The following is a 16,912-nucleotide window of genomic DNA, read 5'->3' on the forward strand; positions in this document are numbered from 1 at the left end:
GCGTGGCACCTGGGCCGTGTGCCGCCCAATTCTCGCTCATCGTGCATGTTGGCGACTTAAGCGAGGCCCAGGCCCTGAGCACCATCCCTGGCAGCCCCTAGGTGCTTGGTAGCCTGCACCCATGAAGACGAACAGCCTGCCTCGCTCAGTGCTGGCTACTGGTCTACAACCTACGCCCGTGCTGTATGAAAAGCCATCTATTGGTTTGGGCGTTGTGTTAGTCTAGGCTGTCGAGTGCCAGCGCAGCCCAGTCAAATACATTTTGAATATCGGCAGAGCTTTTGTGCCGGCTACGAAGCAGGGAGCCAGTATGGCACATAGGGTATAGTAGTCGATGGACGGGGCGCCAGCCTATACCATACCACCTGTGTGCACCTAGGACAGGGACGTAGCTGATAAACTGACCTCTAATTTGGGAAGAGATAAGCGTGCACCAGAGGGTAGGCGAGAGCTAAAAGCATACTGAGAGGCACACCAGCAAAAAGGCCACTGCAAATACATAATTTACAGTGGCCTTTACCAATTAAGAGCCCCCAGTCGGGGCCCAACCTGCAAAGCGCAAGGCTCGGTATATTATATATTATCAGCTGCTTACGTTATGCGTAGCGGCTTTTTTATTTCAACGGGGGGCGTCAGCGGGAGCGTTTTCCTCCAAGTGCCGCCGTACTTCTCCTTTATCAAAACCTAGGGCCTCGATTACTTCCCATAGCCGCTCCACCGTCACATCTGGGGCGCTCGGAATGTAGCTCGATACATACCCTCGCACCCGCCATAGCTCCAGAATGTCGCGGGTTTCCAAGCCATAGGGCACCCGGTGCGGGTTATCCGAATGGAGCATGACCTCCGTATCAGCTGCGCGCACCCGCGACTTGATGCGCTTCAGCATCACCGATTCGGACGTAACCACTACGTAGACTTCCCCCGGCTCCAGCAGCCGCAGCTCCTCCACGCGCGAGGTCACCACTATATCTCGGTGATTGATAGTAGGCGCCATACTGTCGCCAGCCACCTCAAACGCCCGATACTCGCCCCGCTCAAAGCCGGGCACCCGGTAGTTATTGAGCTGCTGTAGATATACTGCCTCGTTGTGCTGCACCGAGTAGCCGGCCTGTGCCGGGATGGGTACCAGCACCGTGTTTTCGGTGCCCTTATCATCCACAGTTACTACTACCACCTTATCGCCGCGTACCTCCTGCCGCAGCGTATGCGCCGGCGATGGGGCATCGTCTACATTACCTCGCAGCATTGCACCCCGGCCCATCATCAGCCACTCGGCCGATACATCTGGCCACTTCGCTAGCATATCGGTCAGAGTCGCATAGTTGGGCGCGGCAGTGCCTTGCAGAATGCCATATAGCTTGCTCGGTACCGAGTACCCCAGCTCTTTCGCGGCACTACTAGCATTGAGCTGCTTAGCATCGAATAGTTGCTTAATTCTGTAAGCTATGCCTGGCGCTTTCCCCCCCTCACTTTCAGTGATTTTCATAATTTATTACTCTTTTTAGTAATTTTTACAGAAAAATGTATGTAGGTTTACTAAAGAAAGCAGCGCCCTTTAGCGTAAACCTACAACATAAATTATAAAAACCGTGGAAAATACGGAAAAAGAGAAGGGAAAGCTAGCGCCCCTGCAGCAGCTTAGCCGCAAGCTCGGCCGCAATACACTGGTAGCTGATACGCTAGTCCGCCTGCGTGACAATGGCGTGAAGGCCAGTCCGTCAATGGTATACAAGGTGGTTGCCGGCTATGTATACCGCGAAGACATTGCCACCACTTTTATGCAGGTAGCCCAGGAGGAGATTGCCCGCCGCAAGCTGCTAGACGACCGCGCCCGCCAACTCATTGCCGAAGCCTAGTTATGCAGCCCGCTTTCATCGTGCCGGCGGCCGAGTGGGAAAGTCTCACTGCCCGCCTTGCCCGCCTCGAAGCCGCCGAACTGGCCCGCCAGGCCCCGCCACCCCCGCTCGACGAGGTGCTGAGCACCAAGGACGCCGCCATTCACCTCGGCCTTTCCGTCGACGCCCTACTACGCGCCCGCCGGGCTGGCCGCCTCCAGGGCGTGCGCCTCAATGAGAAGGACTGGGGCTTCCGCCGCTCCGTGCTCGACAAATACCCCCGCCGCTACTACCGCGCCGCCCAGGCGGCCTAATTCCCCACGCTATGAGCATCCAACTCGCCCCCATTGTCGGCCCCGAAGCCACGTCCATTCTCATTGTCCTCAAAGCCAAACTAAAAAATCAGCTTCTTTACGCCGAGTTCACCGAGCAGCACGACGAGGAAGCCAGCCCCCGCGCCTTCACCATGCAGGGCACCGAGCTAGTTCACTCCGACCTGCACCACCGTTTTTCTTACCTCGTCCCGCACCTGTGCCTGCTTACCGAGCAGTTGCCCGAGACTGACGACTTCTGGCCCGAGGATGAAGCAACTGAGCTGCCCGAGCACTTCGCCTGCTTCAGCGTAACCGGCTTTTCAATGGGGCGCGGCCAAGCCGGCGTAACGCTCATCGGCCAGCGCCAGCTAGCCGGCGGCAAGGTGCTTAATCTCACCAGCCCCTACCTGGCTTTGGAGGATGAGAATACCACCTACCCCTACGCCGGTCGCCTCGAAACGGCGGTGCTCGATGCCATCAGCGAGGTAGAGCAGGCGCTGCGCGGCAAGTGTAGCGAAGCCGGCCGCCAGCTCGATTTATTCGACGCCGCTGACCCCGACCAAGAACCGCGGCTACTCCAGCAAGACGAGGCCCGCGAGTATGTGCCTGAGGTGCTGGCCGAGCCGCAGCCCGTCAAGAAGCGCAAGGCCAACCGGATAGCGAAGTAGTGAGCCGTCACCTTGAACTACATCAAGCATACCGTAGCCGCTCACGAGCGCCTACGCGCCCAACCCGAGGCCAGCCCGCACCACGTGGCCCTATACTGGGCCCTGTTTTTCGCGTGGAACGCCGAGTACTTCGGCAACGGATTCGACCTCGACCATACCGCCATTAGGCAGGCTGCCCACATCGGTAACGAGCGCACCTACCGCGCCACTCTGCGCGACCTCGATGCCTGGGGCCTGCTCACCTACCAGCCTAGCCAGTCGCGCCACCAGCCTAGCCGCTGCTACCTCACCAATTTATCGGGGGCAAAAGTGCCCCCGGTAAAGTCATCTACCCAGGGCAAAAGTGCTCCCGATGAACATAGCTTATCGGGGGCAGAAGTGCCCCCGGTAGAAGGTTTATCGGGGGCAAAAGTGCCCGAAGACTCCTTAGTAGTACAAACTTCTTTTCAAACAGTAGTACCAAACGTCAGCGACGACCCGCCAAAAAAAATAGGGGAGAGGTTCGCAGGCGAAGGGCTGTCAGAAGCGCAGGTGCTCGACAACACCGCCGATTACGCCGAGCCAGTGGCAGCCCTAGGCGTAGCCACAAAAAAGAAAGTTGCGCCAAAGCAAAAAGGGGTAGGGCAGGGGGCGCAGGCTGAAATCAGTCCCGCCGAGCCCCGCCCACCGCGCCGCATCCCGCTCCCCGAGCTGCCCTTCAGCCAGTCGGCCATCGCCAGTCCCGAAGCCTTCGCGGCTGCCTTCCAGGGTAGCGATTACGAACTGGCCGACCTGCGTCACTACCACCAGTTGGTTGCCACGTGGCGCGACAAGAAAACCGGCCAGGAGCCCTTGCGCCGCGACTGGGTAGCCACCGCCAAACGATTCATGCTCAACGATGCCGCCGACAACCGCCTCAAACTCGCCCCAAACGTCCAGCACCACCCAGCTAACCCAGCCCCGGCCACTACCGGAATCCCAGCTTCTGGCTACCGTTCAAGTCGCTGGGACTAGGGACCTGGCCCGCGCCACCACCGACGAGTTGCGCGAGGTGCTGGCCGATATGAGCGTGGGTCTCACCCGCCACGCTGCCAGCGCTGCCCCCAAAATCTTCCGCCTAAACCACACCCTCGGTCCCGGCGTGGTCGTCAAGCTGCTGGTAGTGGTGCTGCGCGCCTTCGTCGACTCGGTGCGCGTGCCCGACAAAATGGGCACCGCCGACATCATCGAGTGCGCCGAGGCCCTGGCCCAAACCTATACCCACGACAGCATCAAAGACATCATCCTGGCCCTCAAAGAAGCCCGTCTCGGCGGCTACAAGTTCTACCAGGCCCTCGACCCTGCCCAGGTATTCGAGATAGTGGCGGCCTACTTCGACCGCAAAGCCACCTGGCTAGAACACCAGCACCGCGACCAGAAAGCCCAGGGCAGCAGCGCTGAGGCCCTCACCGTTGCCCAGCTAGGTACTGCTGCCCCCATCATGCTGGCCAGCGTAGCGCTGCGCATTCCCGAGCAGCACCCCGCCCGCGATACCCTCCGCCGCAAGCTCTCCCTTACCAGCGCCCGCGAAAAGCGCCGCCTCATTACCCCCGCGCAGGCCGAGCAGCAGCGCGCCGAAGTGCGCCGGGTGCTCGCCAACGGCCGCCGCAAGTACCGTCCCACCACCCCCAACGAGTCACCCCCGCAGCTATGAGCACCCTCAGCTCCACCGACAAAGACCACCTCAGCAGCATCTCCCAAACGATGAATTGGGCGATGATTGCCCGCGTCATGCAAGCGCTGGGTTGGCGCTGGTATCATATCCACGGCCGCAGCCCCAACCCCGGCGAAATACGCGACGAGGCCATGAACCACCTCACCCAGTGCATCCACGAGGCCCGCGAAAGCGATTGTCTCACCGCTACCATGCACACCGGCGGCCTAGAATACACCGCCGACGTGTGCCCCATCTCTGGTAACGTTGAACACCTATACTGCGCCTTCATCCTCGAAAGTCAGGCAAGCACTGACCCCGATACGTACGGCCATCGCCAGCACTGTGCATAAGCTACTACGCGCCTTCAGCTGCTTGGCTCTCCCCAGCTGGCGGCCCATCTACCCTTATCCACGCATCTTCCAGTGGCTTCCAATGCTTCAGTATTGCCTCTTCAATCTGGGCCTGTAGTTCCGTAAGTTTGGTGCCAGTGAAGGGATAGCTACGGCCGATAAGCAGTGAGCTGCGCCCAAACCACGGCAACGGAGCTAACCTGGCCGCATCAGCCGCTGATTGGGCTTGCAGATAAGTCTGCCACCTTACTACCTGTTCTTTGGTTGCATCCGGTGCGTAGAGTGTGATAGCAAACCCTGGGTCTTTTGATAGATTAAGAATGTTGCCATAATATACCACGTACCGTAGTGGTGCCGACTGCGTCAGGCGCACGTCCACGCGGTCAGGAAAGCATACTTGCTCTGCGTAGCCCTCTCCAAACGCTGCCACTACTACCTTGCCCAGCGCTTGGCCAGTCAGCTCTCCTATCACGCGCTGTGCCTGGGCCAGCTGTGCCCGGTGCCGCTGCGCAAAATCAAAGGCCTTCATGAAATCTTCCTGCTGCTCGCTCATGCTAGTTAAGTAGTCCAAAAAGTGTAGTAATACCGGTAGGTAGCGGGCATTTATCCGGCTTAGCTGGGGCCCCAGCCGCTGCTGCACTGCCCGCACCAGCTCCGCGTGCGATACAAAAACCCATGGTGCGGCCGGCCATTCCCGCCGCACCCCCAGCACCACGCCTAGCTTTCGCGCCGGCTCCGGTATGCTGTCCCAGTAATTGGTCAGGTCATTAGCCAGCCAATGATTTACCTTGTTCTCAACCAATACTGCGTAGCTGCCTCCCTTCGGTATAGTCGCGCTTGGCCCGTCGTGCACCAGCAGGTCTATCCGTTGCTGATTCTTTACCCCGTACTCCCGCGCTACCCGCACCGGCCCATCCAGTGCCGGCCACTCCGCCACCCGCCCCGGCGCTTTAGTCGCCACCACATTCAGCAGCGCCTGCAAAAACAGGGGGCCGAGCCCATGTACTTCTTCCGAATCAAAAAAGAAGGCATACACGTTGCTCAACGGCACTTCCTTCTCCTCAATCCCCGCGATACTGAAAAAGGTTGGCTGCCATTCATGCAAAGTCGGCCAGCGAGCCGTTTGCAGAAACTGTTCCAACGTAGGGGTAACCAATTCGTCCATAAATGTATAGAGCAAAAATATCAGAGAGTGTGCGTCGTGTCGGCGTAAAGCGACAGCTCACTATGGCCACCAAGATAGATTGCCTAAGCTAGCTTAGCCGCCTCTTTTAGCCTCATGCGTAAGCTGTCCTTACATCCTTCCCCCGATGCCACCAGCCAACTGCAGGTAGGTTTCGCGTATTGGGCCACCCTCACTGCCGCCCCGCTCCCCAATCCTGCCCATCAGCAGGTAGCCCTGCTCAACGCCCGTTTCGTGGTGGCCCTGGCTCAGCAGTACCAGCAGCAGGGCTGTAGCCAGCAGGAGCTGCTCGATGCTGCCTACCGTGCATTGGTTCACCAAATGCAAACAGCCTCGCCTGCCCAAGTAGAGCGCTTCTTAGCTCACGACGTGCGCCAGGCTATGCTGCTAGCGTTGGAGGCCAAGCCCTAGTGCCCAGCCCCGCCACCAAGGCGCTCGAGCTGGCAGTTGCCCGAAAGACCCCGCCACCAGCCTCGGCTACTCTAGGTAGTGGTGCGTAGTTTCGCAGTCAACCCGCCTGCCCTCGTTTTTTGCCTTGCTGCCGCATGATAAGCCGCCACGAATTTCCCTACCTGCAATCCCTCGTCATCAACGATGCCTACGCCGTCAAGAACCTGACCGTGCCGGTGTTTCAGGAAGGCGAGGAGTTCAAGCATTTGATTCTGACGGGACGAAATGGTTCGGGGAAAACGACGGTATTACAAAGTTTATTTAAACACTTGCAGCATGATACTAAAAACGCTCAAACGACAAGTGAGTTTATTATTCATCGGCAACAATGGATATCAAATCCGAATCACACAAAAGACCAAATTGATTATTGGCAACGTGAGATAGAACAAGTTGGCAACAGAATTAGACCTATTTTCAGGACTACTAAAGGATTATCAAACTTGGGTTTATTTAAGGTAGCTTCTGAAACTATTTTAGCCTATTTCAAAGCTAACCGCCATGTTCAAGTCAGAAATGTAGCGACCGTTACTCGAGAAGATGAGCTAGAGAAACAACTTTTAGAACCCCAATCCAACCAAACCCCCGCCGAATTCTTTAAGCAATACCTCGTCAATAAAAAGGTTTTCCAAGTCTTCGATGCTATGGACGGCAAAGCCGAAGGCGCGAAACAGCAGGAGTTATTCTTTAACAAGCTGGAAGAAACCCTTGCCAAAATCTTCGAAGACCCCGACACCAAACTCGAATTCGTACGCGAAAACTTCGAGTTCTATATCAAGCTCTCCGACGGCCGTCGCTTCACATTCAATCAGCTTTCCGCTGGCTTTTCGGCCTTCCTCAGCATCCTCACCGAGTTGCTGATGCGTACCGACCTGCTGCGCAAGCAGGCCAACGACTACACCTACGACCCTTGCGGCTTCGTGCTGATTGACGAGCCCGAAACCCATCTGCACCTGGAAATGCAGTACCAGATATTGCCGCTGCTAACCAGTCTGTTTCCCAATCTGCAATTCATTGTGGCTACCCACTCGCCAGCGGTCGCGTCCAGCATCAAAAATGCCACGGTATTCGACTTGAGTACGGGTAAGGTCATGGGCGACCAGGCAGCAGGTAGTAGCTATTCGGAGTTGATGCAAACCCATTTTGGAGTAGAAAATGAATACTCCAACGTGGCTGATGCCATCATTAAGCGCATCAACGAGCTGGCCCATCTAGCTGACAAAGCCGAGGCCCGCCGGCAGCTACAAGCCTTACTAATAAGTGAAGGCCGGTATATGTCGCCGGCACTACGCCTGGAAGTAGAAGCGCAACTCATCGGCCTAGAAGAAGTCGAAGAATAAGCTGCTCTGATGATACGCCTCACCCGTCCTGCCGCAGCGCCGGCCGCCCTGTCCGTGCCCGCCGTACAGCGCTACCTTACTGCTTACGCCAACTACCAGGCCGACTCAACTGCTACTATCGCCCCAGACCGCCCCAGCGGATATCGGAGCTCCGACCTACTCACGGCGTTTGATGACCATTTCCATGCGAAATGCTACCTCACGGAGCAGAAGTTTGCCAGCTCGTGGGAAATGGATGTAGACCATTTTGTGCCGTTCGCCGACGACCCCAGCCGGGTTTTCGATTGGAATAACCTACTGCCTATCGCGCACAAAGCCAACCTGCTGCGCGACAAGCGCCTTCCTGCTGGCGGCCTGCTTGACCCCTGTAATGCCACCGATGATGTAGAAGGCGAGATTATCTACACACTGGCGGACTTAGGCCGGGAGCCGGGCTTCAAAGCCAAGGACCCCGCCAATCAAAAAGCCGTCAATACGGCCGCTCTGCTCGATAAAGTGCACAATGGTACCGGTAGCGCCACCGGGGAAGCTAGTACCCGCGAGGTCCGCTTCCTTATCGAGAAGCGCTACAAGGAGCTACTGCTGGCCTGGGGCACCTATAAGAACGCCTTGCTTGAGAACGACCCGCAAGATATTGCCCAAGCCGAAGCTGAATTACGGGTGCTGCTGTCGCGCAAGGCTTCCTTCACTATGCTCATGCGCTCATTGCCCTTCGTGCGCAAAACCATCCCGGCACACCTGCTCGATTAATAGATTTTTCATGCTCCGCCACTCGGGCTACCCCCGCCACTAAGGCGCTAGGTAAGCCAGCAGTTGCCCACAAGGCCACAACCCGACCCAAAAAGCAATCATAACCTGATTCGCATCTTAGTCCGGCAAGTCAGCTTTACTACTGAATCATAACTCAACGCATGGCCAAAAAATATCAGGTTTTCATTAGCTCTACCTTCGACGACCTCAAAGAGCACCGCGACGCAGTAGTTAAGGCCGTGTTGCAGCTCGGCCACCTGCCGGTAGGCATGGAGATGTTTAACGCCGGCGACCAGACCCAGTGGGAAACCATCAAAAGCTATATCGACAGCTCCGACTACTACCTCGTAATCTTGGCGCATCGCTACGGCTCGAAAGACCCCGCTAGCGGCCTCAGCTACACCGAAAAGGAGTATGATTACGCTGGGGAGAAGGGCGTACCACGCCTAGGGTTTGTAATTGATAAAACTGCGACGTGGCCGGCGGATAAGGTAGAAGCTAAGGCTAAAAAGAAGCTGGATGACTTTAAGCGAAAAGTTGGTAGTGCCCGTGTCATCAAGTTTTGGGATACAGTTGACAAGCTAGCTTACCATGTATCCCTTTCGCTAGGCAATGAAATCACAATTAATCCACGTGTTGGTTGGGTGCGAGCTACGGAGGCAGCTAGCCCACAGGTGGCGGAAGAACTAGCACGGTTGAGTAAGGAGAATATGCAGTTGCAAATTCAACTTACTAAAGTTGGACACGATAATCCTATTCGGAGTTTAGAAGCTCTTATTAATATTAACGCTATTAGAGTGAGTTTTGATATTGAGGATGAGTTGACTTTAAGAGATATATTCGAAATGTCCTGCGATTTATCCCCTGATACAACGGCTTTTGGAATAGCTAATAAAGTGCAACTCGAATACAGCCTCAATGATGACCAATGGTATGAATTTCTTGATGATGCAAATGAGGCACTTGAGGAATTGCAACGATTAGGGCTTGTGAAAAACTTAGATTATGTTTTAAAGCAGAAGTTTTCTAAAGAAGGTAATTCAATGCATCAAGTGAAACAATGGGAGATAACTGAAAAGGGAACTCAGCTTTATGCGTTAATAAAATATACCAAACGAGTAAATAAAGAGAATTAAAGATTGTCTTCCATGCTCCCCCTTTTCCCCACCGACGCCCCCCTTCCTGCCCCGCTCACCGCCTACGACCCCGCCCTTGCCCTGCCCGACTTTGCCGACCGCGTGGCCCGGCTGCGCAGCTGGCAGCAGCGCATTGCCTCGGGTTACGTAGGTAGCACCAAAGAGGAAGTACTGAAATCAGAATTTTTGACGCTAATATTTGGCCAAGTGCTAGGCTACGAAGACCAGCGGCATGATTACCGTCAATTGGTGTTGGAAAAGAAAACCAACGTCGACGGTACCAAGCCCGATGGCGCCCTTGGCGACTTTGCGGCCGATGGCAAAGGAGCCTTATCAGGCCCCGTACGCGTGGTAGTAGAGCTAAAAAATGCCCGCACGCTGCTAGATGCCAAGCAGAAGCTTGGGGCCAAAGGCCGCGCCGAAACCCCCGTCGAGCAAGCATTCAGCTATCCATCCAAGATGGGCGCTAGCTGCCGCTGGGTGGTAGTCAGCAACTTCATCGAACTGCGCCTCTACGCTGCCAATGACCAGACCCGCGCCGAAGTATTTCTCCTCGATACCCTGCCCGACCAGCCCTCGCTGCTCCAACGCTTCTTTACTCTACTGGCCGCGGGGCAAGTTCTACCACTGCCTACCCAGGCCGACGCGCCTCTCGACTTGGCTCTACGCCATCGCCAAGAACAAGAAGCTCGTATCAGCAAGGATTTTTATAAGGACTACCGTAAGGCTCGCCGCAATTTACTTGACCACCTAATCGAGCAAAATCCCGCCGTACCCCCGCTTGCCCTGCTGCAGTATACTCAAAAGCTGCTCGACCGCGTCATCTTCATTTGCTTCTGTGAAGACAAACGCATTATACCTGAACAAACTTTTAAACATCTTCTTGAAGTTGTCGAAGCAAACGTTTTTGACCGGGCCGACGATAGCATATACCGGAGTGTACGTGGCCTTTTCAACTTTATTGACAAAGGCAATGAAAAAGCTAAAATCAACCGTTTCAACGGGGGGCTTTTTGCAGCGGACTCGGCTCTTGACCTTCTTGTTATAAAAGATGGAGCCATGAAGCCGATAGTTGAACTTGGAGGCTATGATTTTGCCTCTGAACTCAACGTCAATATTCTCGGGCACATTTTCGAGCAGAGCCTTGCCGACTTAGAAGCTGAGCGCGCCCGCCTGTTAGGTGAGGCTCCACCTGATACCAAGAAGGGTAAGCAAAAGCAAGACGGTATTTTCTACACCCCCGACTACATCACCCGTTACATTGTGAGCCAAGCAGTAGGCGGCTGGCTGCGCGAGCGTCGTGAGGAGTCAGGGCTTGACACTCTGCCTGAACTTACCGAGGCTGACCTCGCTAGTGTTAGAGTTCGGCAAATAGGTTCGGGTTTGCTCACGCCTACTACCCGAGTACAGCAGCATATTACAGCATGGGAAACCTATGGCCACCGCCTGCGCAACATCCGGGTGCTCGACCCTGCTTGTGGGTCAGGTGCGTTTCTCAATGAAGCTTTTGGATACTTGCTACGCGAGGGCCAAGTAGTAAATGACACCCTAGCAAAGTTAAAAGCAAACCAACGTGACGCATTCTTAGACCTCGACCGCCACATCCTAAGCCACAACCTTTACGGAGTCGACCTCAATCACGAATCTGTTCAGATTACTCGTCTCAGCCTCTGGCTCCAGACTGCTAATCCCGGCCGTCCGCTCACGTCTCTCGACCACAGCATCCGTGTGGGCAATTCCCTCATCGCTGACCCCGCTGTAGCTGGTGACCTTGCATTTGACTGGCAAGCTGCCTTTCCCGAAGTTTTTACTAATGGTGGCTTTGATGTGGTGATAGGTAATCCGCCATATGTTCAGTCACATTCATTAGATGAGCTGACAAAAGAATATATTTATAAAAATTATACAACTGCAGAATATCAGATTAATACCTATGCAATTTTCCTGGAGCTTAGTAAGAACCTAGCTAATACCCAATCTCATTATGGGTTTATCATTCCTAACTACTGGATTTCTACTAAGTTTGACAGTAGACTGAGAAAGCTTCTAATGATTGAAAATAACCTAAACGAAATAATTAATACATATCAGGTGTTTAATTCTGCAAAGGTAGATACAGTTGTAATATCAGGTACTTATACTGAAAGCTCTATTTTCCCGAAGAAAACAACTGTAAAATCTATCAGTGACAAAATTAGGTCTATCAAAAGTAGGCTTTTAGCAATTGAACATAAAAATTGGCAATCAGTCACTGACTTTTATTTTTTGAATTCTGATGATGACCCTACGGTAAATCTAAAGCCTAAATTTGTTTTAAGTGGAGTTAATAGTGTGGGAGATTTATTTACCCTAAAAAAGGGAATGCAACCATATGAATTAGGGAAAGGCACGCCTCCTCAAAATAAAGAGATGATGATTAGGCAAGTGTATGATGCACCATGTAAGATTGATGAAACATACAAGCCATTATTGAGAGCGAGAAATATTAAGAGGTATTTATTGGATTGGACTGGAGATTGGATTAAGTATGGTATAAACTTAGCTGCTCCTAGGTCTGAATCTATATTTAAAGGTGAGCGAATATTATTTAGAAGAATAATATCAACCCCAAAAATTGAAGGTTTATTTTTGGATGGTGATTACATTAATAATACCGATGTAATTGTTATGATACCCAAAAATGAATCAGTGCAGACGAAGGCTATTTCAGCAATTATAATGTCAAGTCTATGTGCGTCAATCCTAAAAAAAGAGAATATTAATCTTAGCCGGACTGCATTTCCTAAAATAAATGTGGGAACTATTGAAAAATTTCCCTTACCATCACTAAGTGCAACAAATGTTGTTGAACTTGAGCAAGGAGTAGATGCTCTTTTGGCCGGGTACCGCGCCATACATGCCGCCGATGTAGACTTTGCCGCCCTGCTCCGCGCCGAGTTGGGTTTGACCAGCCCTCTCAGCGGCAAGCTGGCGCTTACCAAGGAGTGGAGGCCTTGGAGTACAGCCCTTCAAAAGAGCATCGGCCGCGACCTCAACCTGAAAGAGAAAGGGGAGTGGCTCAAGCACCACACGGCCCATCAGCAGGCGCAGGCCGCTGCCCGCCAGCACTTGGCCCAACTCGATAAAGACTTGGACAAACTGGTGTATGACCTCTACCAGCTTACCCCGGCCGAGATTGCCCTGGTAGAAGGCACTTCTGCCGAGCTAGTAAGCTAGATTGCTTCAACCTATAGCTGCCTGTTGCGCTGCTTTCATGTATCAAAACAAACGCATCCGCTACGAGGGCCACGAATATGAGATATTCTGGACCAGTCAGCACGCCCTCCACGTCTGCGCTAATTTCAACCGCAACAAGCTGCACGACATCCACCACGAAGACATCGCGCAGCTACTAGAATACTACGATGCCGTAGTGCCCAACTTCAACGACCGCTACACCTTTCTGAACTGGCAAAACCAACGCGGCTGTGTCTATGAGATTCACGTATATTTGGTAAAGGGCGGCCGGAACCGCCCCGGCCGTTGCGTAGTTCTTACCGGGTACCGTAGCAACAAGCAGCAGTATCTAGCCCTCGCCGCCCAAGCCCAGCAAAAGCCATGAATAAGCCCGATATTCCTCCGATGCTGCCCGGCTCACTTTCCACGCAGCCGCAGCCGGCTACTTCCCCCAGCGCCTTGGTCCGGCAGGTTGGACCGGTAGATAGCGTAGGGGGGCAGCCGGTTATTCTACCCACACGCCCGGCCCCACTCACCAAGGCCGCCGAATACGTAGACCCTTACCTATTCGATACCGGCTATTACGCCAGCCGCGCCGAATACGAAGAGCTTTCCCGCACGGCCGCCCCCCGCATCCAGCTCCGGGCCGACGTAGAAAATGCCCCAGCTAATAAAAGGGGGCGCCGCCCCGCTCAACAATAAATACCAAAGCCCCCGTTGCCTGCGCAACGGGGGCTTTGTCGTTATGAGTGTATTCTAGCGCAAGGCAAAGTTCTTAGCCACTGTAGCCCGGATGGTAGTAATGGTAAAGTCGTCGTTGGGTACAAATGTCTTTACGTTGTCGCCTTTGAGCACAAAGCCCAGGTCAAATAGAAAGCTCACGCCGCTCTTCTCGCCGCCTGGCTTGAGAATAGCCCGCACCCCAGCATTGGCAAAGCCATACACGTCTTTAGGGCGGGTGGTAGTAAAATGATTCGTTACCCGGTCACGTTCGGTGAGAAAAGACAAGCTGTTGAAACCGCCATATACCATTAAGACATCGGCAATTACATAGTATTCAAGGCTGATGCGGGCAGTAAAGACCCCCGTAGTAAATGAAGTCAGCGTGTCAGGCGTCATTAGCTTATCTAGGTAGGACGCTCCCAACACAACGCCCAAAACAGGTGTTTTGCGAGCGGCATGTGTAAAGGCAAGGGCCGCATCAGCACTAAAGCCGAATGTACTGGCATCCGCAATAAAAAGCCGCTCAGTGCCACGTTTGCTGCGCACATCGTTAGCAGTGCTTCCCAAGGCCGTGAAAAGCTTGATTGAGGTGATGGTGGGGCTCGCATCAGTACCGCCGCGGTGACTGCCAATTACCGATACAGCTGGAATATAAAGACTGCTTCCCTTAATACTAGTCAGCGCGGGCAGCGCGGTCAGGTTGTTATCACTGGCAGTCTTTTTATCCTGAGCAGCTTTAAAAGTAGCTTTCCATTTAGTCACGTTCAGGTTGTAACTGGTTAGGTTCCGCTGTAGCGTATCCAGCTTAACTATCAAGTCGGGTTCGCTATCCTGAATGTACTGAATATGTTGGTCATATCTCCGGAGGCTGGTAGCGGAAGTATCCATTACATTCATGGTATAGGCCGTCAGGCTGTCGCGGGCGCGCTCAAACACGTCGTAGGCCACAGTAGCATCAGTAAGCTGGGTTTCCAGTTTGGTCAGCTTTCGATAGAATTGCCAATGGGCCTTGTCAGCCTCCCGCATGTCCTTGCTCACCAACTCTGGCTGCGGAATACTATCCCAGTATTTGTTCTCATAGGCCCGGATTTGGTTTACGGCCGCTGTGTGCGACTTGAGGGCCTGCTCGTAATTCATGTCACGCTTCGTGATATCAACTCGAAGCCGGGTTAGATAAGCGTCATTGATAACATTAAGCTGGCGTTGTAAAGCGGCTTTTGTTTCGGTACGATTACGCTGACTAGTAGATTCTTCTACTGCTTTTCGCTCAATGGCTTTATCTAAGGCATCCCTTTTAGCAACTGCCTCAGATGCTATCTTCTGGGCGGCAATGTACTCAGGTTGTGATAAGTAGTCTTTTGATTCGAGGTTCCTTGTTTCTAAAATCAGTTTGTTCTTTACCGCGTCCCGAGCCGCGGCTTTTGCATCAACCTCATTTTGCGCCTGCTGACGTTCTGCTTGTAATCGCGGTATTTCAGATGGGGCCGGTTTAGGCGCCACCTCTGCCAATCGCAGTTTAAGCGAGCGCTCTTGCAAGAAGCTGTTCGCATAGACAGGCACTTCCGGTGGGGCAGGCACCATCTTTTCAGTTAGTTTACTATCTGCTCGCGTCAGCGTAAACAACTCTAAACCCTGGGCTCGGGCAGCTAGCTGCCCGAGCAGTGCCCCTACTAACAACAGCCAGCTTACACTGAAGTACAAATGTTTCATGATGGTGGAGAGGAAAGATGGAACAGGCGCTTGAATATATTCTTAGCCCCTCTGCATCAGTAGGTGCAGAGGGGCTAAGGAGTAGGGTATTTAGGGTTGCTGCTCAGGTGGCACAATTAATAGATAAAGATTTGATGAGCAAGCACTAGTGAGGTGGCAAATATTTGATTGTTATTATGTTTAGGCAATACCTAATTGTAGGTATTTTTCTGGAATACTAGGTGTGTCTGCTTATTGAGAAAAGCACCCAAACGCAACTCAGAATTCGGACTATCTAATCGGCCTAAAGCATATTTCGGCAACTCAGTCAGCGATTCTCCTCTATCCAGCGGCCCTCCCAGTGATGCCATAGCTGCGTGGGTCCGAATTCGCTAAATAGGCACGACTAATGATTAAAGAATTATAAATGCTAAAATGCTGTGGCTAGCTCATTCGTTAAGTTAGAAATCAAGTTAGTCGCGCAGATTTACTTCTGATTTATAATGGGTTAGCTTTGGCGTTCCCTAAGGCATTCCGCGTCAGTGTTCGCGTCACTTCCGCATTTATCGCGGATTCGCTCGTCGCAGGCTCAAAGTCTATTTCGCCGTAATACGTAAACCTTTCTGTAGCTTAAAAGCGGGTAAATTTCTGCATAACAGCACGCCAAAACAGCTATCACCGCTTACCTTGCGCCCCCAAAAAACACAATTAAGGCGCATGAAGATTATTCATCCGAACAAAGTCACCGGCCAACTATTAGACATCATCCAAGAAGCCGAGAAAGAGCTAGTCATCGTTTCTCCCTATGTCACTTCAGCTACTGGTAAAAGCCTGTTACCGCCATCAAGCAGGCCATCGCACGCGGTGTCAAAGTAGATTTTTATATCCGCAACGACCCGGGTCGTGACACCGGCCAGGCCCACGTTGAAAAGCTAGGTATTGCTCCCATCCTTGTTGAGAACCTGCACGCGAAAATTTACTATAACGACACCGATGGTATTATAACCTCGATGAACCTGCTACACTCCTCCGATAGCAACTCCATTGAGATAGGTTCTCAAGTCGAAACCCCCGCCGAGCTAGCCGAGCTGCGCCGTATCGTGCATCAGTTCCTAGCCCACTATAAAGCTCCCGCCCCAGTCATTCCTGCTCCTGCGCCCCCTAGTACCCCCAACGAGCCTTTCGAGATGCAGTTAGGGATGCATTTGTTTCATACCATCGATAAAGATTCCTATGTCGAATGGGAATCAGAAACTGAATTAAGCATCTCAGCCCTCCGTAATAGCTTCACACTCAGCCTGAGCCCACCTAGTAATAAAATCGTGTTTGAAGGTGTCATCAGCCAGCGCGAAGGCAATCGCTACGCTAGCCACGGCCCCCGCCACTTCAAAGCCGCTAACATGCTTTATAAGCTTATTCCCGGCGACCAAAACAGTTATACTCGCATTCGAGGTACCTATACTCGTATTCCAACCACTTCCAACCTCGACCAACTTCCCGAGTCTGAGCTAGAATCCCTGCTTACCGCTACTACCAATTTTATCCAAGCCGTCCGCGCCTTCAAAGACGATTATAAATAATAA

17 protein-coding genes are annotated in these 16,912 nt (G+C 53.1%); 14 read left to right on the top strand and 3 right to left on the bottom strand.

Annotation, left to right across the window (positions count from 1 at the left end; genetic code table 11):
• Positions 1–619: 619 nt before the first annotated feature.
• A complete protein-coding gene (locus JAO77_RS23400) occupies positions 620–1,486 on the bottom strand; it encodes a S24 family peptidase (RefSeq protein WP_198992971.1) in 867 nt (288 codons plus the stop codon).
• A gap of 103 nt (positions 1,487–1,589) precedes the next feature.
• Between JAO77_RS23400 and JAO77_RS23405 the strand changes: the two genes are divergently transcribed.
• From JAO77_RS23405 to JAO77_RS23430, 6 genes are read left to right on the top strand one after another with little or no spacing between them, the layout of a single operon-like run.
• Positions 1,590–1,856, top strand: a complete 267-nt coding sequence (locus JAO77_RS23405) for a hypothetical protein (protein ID WP_198992972.1) — start codon at positions 1,590–1,592, stop codon at positions 1,854–1,856.
• Positions 1,857–1,858: 2 nt separating this feature from the next.
• On the top strand, positions 1,859–2,149 hold the full coding sequence (locus JAO77_RS23410) for a helix-turn-helix domain-containing protein (protein ID WP_198992973.1): 291 nt from the start codon (positions 1,859–1,861) through the stop codon (positions 2,147–2,149).
• An 11-nt stretch (positions 2,150–2,160) separates the two neighbouring features.
• A complete protein-coding gene (locus JAO77_RS23415) occupies positions 2,161–2,817 on the top strand; it encodes a hypothetical protein (protein ID WP_198992974.1) in 657 nt (218 codons plus the stop codon).
• Between the two features lie 12 nt (positions 2,818–2,829).
• Complete coding sequence (locus tag JAO77_RS23420; protein ID WP_198992975.1) at positions 2,830–3,810, top strand: hypothetical protein; 981 nt, start codon at positions 2,830–2,832, stop codon at positions 3,808–3,810.
• 49 nt (positions 3,811–3,859) lie between these two features.
• Entirely contained in the window at positions 3,860–4,489 is a 630-nt protein-coding gene (locus JAO77_RS23425) for a hypothetical protein (protein ID WP_198992976.1), read from the top strand.
• On the top strand, positions 4,486–4,842 hold the full coding sequence (locus JAO77_RS23430; protein ID WP_198992977.1) for a hypothetical protein: 357 nt from the start codon (positions 4,486–4,488) through the stop codon (positions 4,840–4,842). Before JAO77_RS23425 ends, JAO77_RS23430 begins: the two co-directional genes overlap by 4 nt.
• A 4-nt stretch (positions 4,843–4,846) precedes the next feature.
• Here JAO77_RS23430 and JAO77_RS23435 read toward each other — a convergent pair whose 3' ends face one another.
• Positions 4,847–6,007: a PD-(D/E)XK nuclease family protein gene (locus JAO77_RS23435; RefSeq protein ID WP_198992978.1), complete on the bottom strand. Its 1,161-nt coding sequence runs from the start codon at positions 6,005–6,007 to the stop codon at positions 4,847–4,849.
• A gap of 114 nt (positions 6,008–6,121) precedes the next feature.
• Between JAO77_RS23435 and JAO77_RS23440 the strand changes: the two genes are divergently transcribed.
• The 7 genes from JAO77_RS23440 to JAO77_RS23470 all read left to right on the top strand — a co-directional run bounded on the left by JAO77_RS23440 (position 6,122) and on the right by JAO77_RS23470 (position 13,619).
• Positions 6,122–6,436: a hypothetical protein gene (locus JAO77_RS23440; protein ID WP_198992979.1), complete on the top strand. Its 315-nt coding sequence runs from the start codon at positions 6,122–6,124 to the stop codon at positions 6,434–6,436.
• 134 nt (positions 6,437–6,570) lie between these two features.
• The gene (locus JAO77_RS23445; protein WP_198992980.1) at positions 6,571–7,815 is read left to right on the top strand and encodes an AAA family ATPase; all 1,245 of its coding nucleotides are present in this window, start codon (positions 6,571–6,573) and stop codon (positions 7,813–7,815) included.
• 9 nt (positions 7,816–7,824) lie between these two features.
• Entirely contained in the window at positions 7,825–8,565 is a 741-nt protein-coding gene (locus tag JAO77_RS23450; RefSeq protein WP_198992981.1) for an HNH endonuclease family protein, read from the top strand.
• Positions 8,566–8,726: 161 nt separating this feature from the next.
• Entirely contained in the window at positions 8,727–9,701 is a 975-nt protein-coding gene (locus JAO77_RS23455) for a DUF4062 domain-containing protein (RefSeq protein WP_198992982.1), read from the top strand.
• A gap of 12 nt (positions 9,702–9,713) precedes the next feature.
• Positions 9,714–12,917 carry an Eco57I restriction-modification methylase domain-containing protein gene (locus JAO77_RS23460; protein WP_198992983.1) on the top strand — a complete coding sequence of 1,068 codons (3,204 nt, stop codon included), beginning with the start codon at positions 9,714–9,716 and terminating at the stop codon, positions 12,915–12,917.
• 37 nt (positions 12,918–12,954) lie between these two features.
• Positions 12,955–13,302 carry a hypothetical protein gene (locus JAO77_RS23465; protein ID WP_198992984.1) on the top strand — a complete coding sequence of 116 codons (348 nt, stop codon included), beginning with the start codon at positions 12,955–12,957 and terminating at the stop codon, positions 13,300–13,302.
• Entirely contained in the window at positions 13,299–13,619 is a 321-nt protein-coding gene (locus tag JAO77_RS23470; protein ID WP_198992985.1) for a hypothetical protein, read from the top strand. Before JAO77_RS23465 ends, JAO77_RS23470 begins: the two co-directional genes overlap by 4 nt.
• 54 nt (positions 13,620–13,673) lie before the next feature.
• On the opposite strand, the gene JAO77_RS23475 is transcribed toward JAO77_RS23470, so the two are convergent.
• On the bottom strand, positions 13,674–15,350 hold the full coding sequence (locus JAO77_RS23475) for a hypothetical protein (RefSeq protein WP_198992986.1): 1,677 nt from the start codon (positions 15,348–15,350) through the stop codon (positions 13,674–13,676).
• 989 nt (positions 15,351–16,339) lie between these two features.
• On the opposite strand from JAO77_RS23475, the gene JAO77_RS23480 reads away from it, so the two are divergent.
• On the top strand, positions 16,340–16,909 hold the full coding sequence (locus JAO77_RS23480) for a hypothetical protein (RefSeq protein WP_198992987.1): 570 nt from the start codon (positions 16,340–16,342) through the stop codon (positions 16,907–16,909).
• Positions 16,910–16,912 lie beyond the last annotated feature (3 nt).

The sequence above is a fragment of the Hymenobacter sp. BT559 genome, assembly GCF_016427535.1.
Lineage (GTDB): Bacteria > Bacteroidota > Bacteroidia > Cytophagales > Hymenobacteraceae > Hymenobacter.

Coding starts and splice junctions, on each gene's coding strand:
- JAO77_RS23400 (WP_198992971.1), bottom strand. CDS start 1,486: ATGAAAATCACTGAAAGTGAGGGGGGGAAAGCGCCAGGCATAGCTTAC.
- JAO77_RS23410 (WP_198992973.1), top strand. CDS start 1,859: ATGCAGCCCGCTTTCATCGTGCCGGCGGCCGAGTGGGAAAGTCTCACT.
- JAO77_RS23415 (WP_198992974.1), top strand. CDS start 2,161: ATGAGCATCCAACTCGCCCCCATTGTCGGCCCCGAAGCCACGTCCATT.
- JAO77_RS23425 (WP_198992976.1), top strand. CDS start 3,860: ATGAGCGTGGGTCTCACCCGCCACGCTGCCAGCGCTGCCCCCAAAATC.
- JAO77_RS23430 (WP_198992977.1), top strand. CDS start 4,486: ATGAGCACCCTCAGCTCCACCGACAAAGACCACCTCAGCAGCATCTCC.
- JAO77_RS23435 (WP_198992978.1), bottom strand. CDS start 6,007: ATGGACGAATTGGTTACCCCTACGTTGGAACAGTTTCTGCAAACGGCT.
- JAO77_RS23440 (WP_198992979.1), top strand. CDS start 6,122: ATGCGTAAGCTGTCCTTACATCCTTCCCCCGATGCCACCAGCCAACTG.
- JAO77_RS23445 (WP_198992980.1), top strand. CDS start 6,571: ATGATAAGCCGCCACGAATTTCCCTACCTGCAATCCCTCGTCATCAAC.
- JAO77_RS23450 (WP_198992981.1), top strand. CDS start 7,825: ATGATACGCCTCACCCGTCCTGCCGCAGCGCCGGCCGCCCTGTCCGTG.
- JAO77_RS23455 (WP_198992982.1), top strand. CDS start 8,727: ATGGCCAAAAAATATCAGGTTTTCATTAGCTCTACCTTCGACGACCTC.
- JAO77_RS23460 (WP_198992983.1), top strand. CDS start 9,714: ATGCTCCCCCTTTTCCCCACCGACGCCCCCCTTCCTGCCCCGCTCACC.
- JAO77_RS23465 (WP_198992984.1), top strand. CDS start 12,955: ATGTATCAAAACAAACGCATCCGCTACGAGGGCCACGAATATGAGATA.
- JAO77_RS23470 (WP_198992985.1), top strand. CDS start 13,299: ATGAATAAGCCCGATATTCCTCCGATGCTGCCCGGCTCACTTTCCACG.
- JAO77_RS23475 (WP_198992986.1), bottom strand. CDS start 15,350: ATGAAACATTTGTACTTCAGTGTAAGCTGGCTGTTGTTAGTAGGGGCA.
- JAO77_RS23480 (WP_198992987.1), top strand. CDS start 16,340: ATGAACCTGCTACACTCCTCCGATAGCAACTCCATTGAGATAGGTTCT.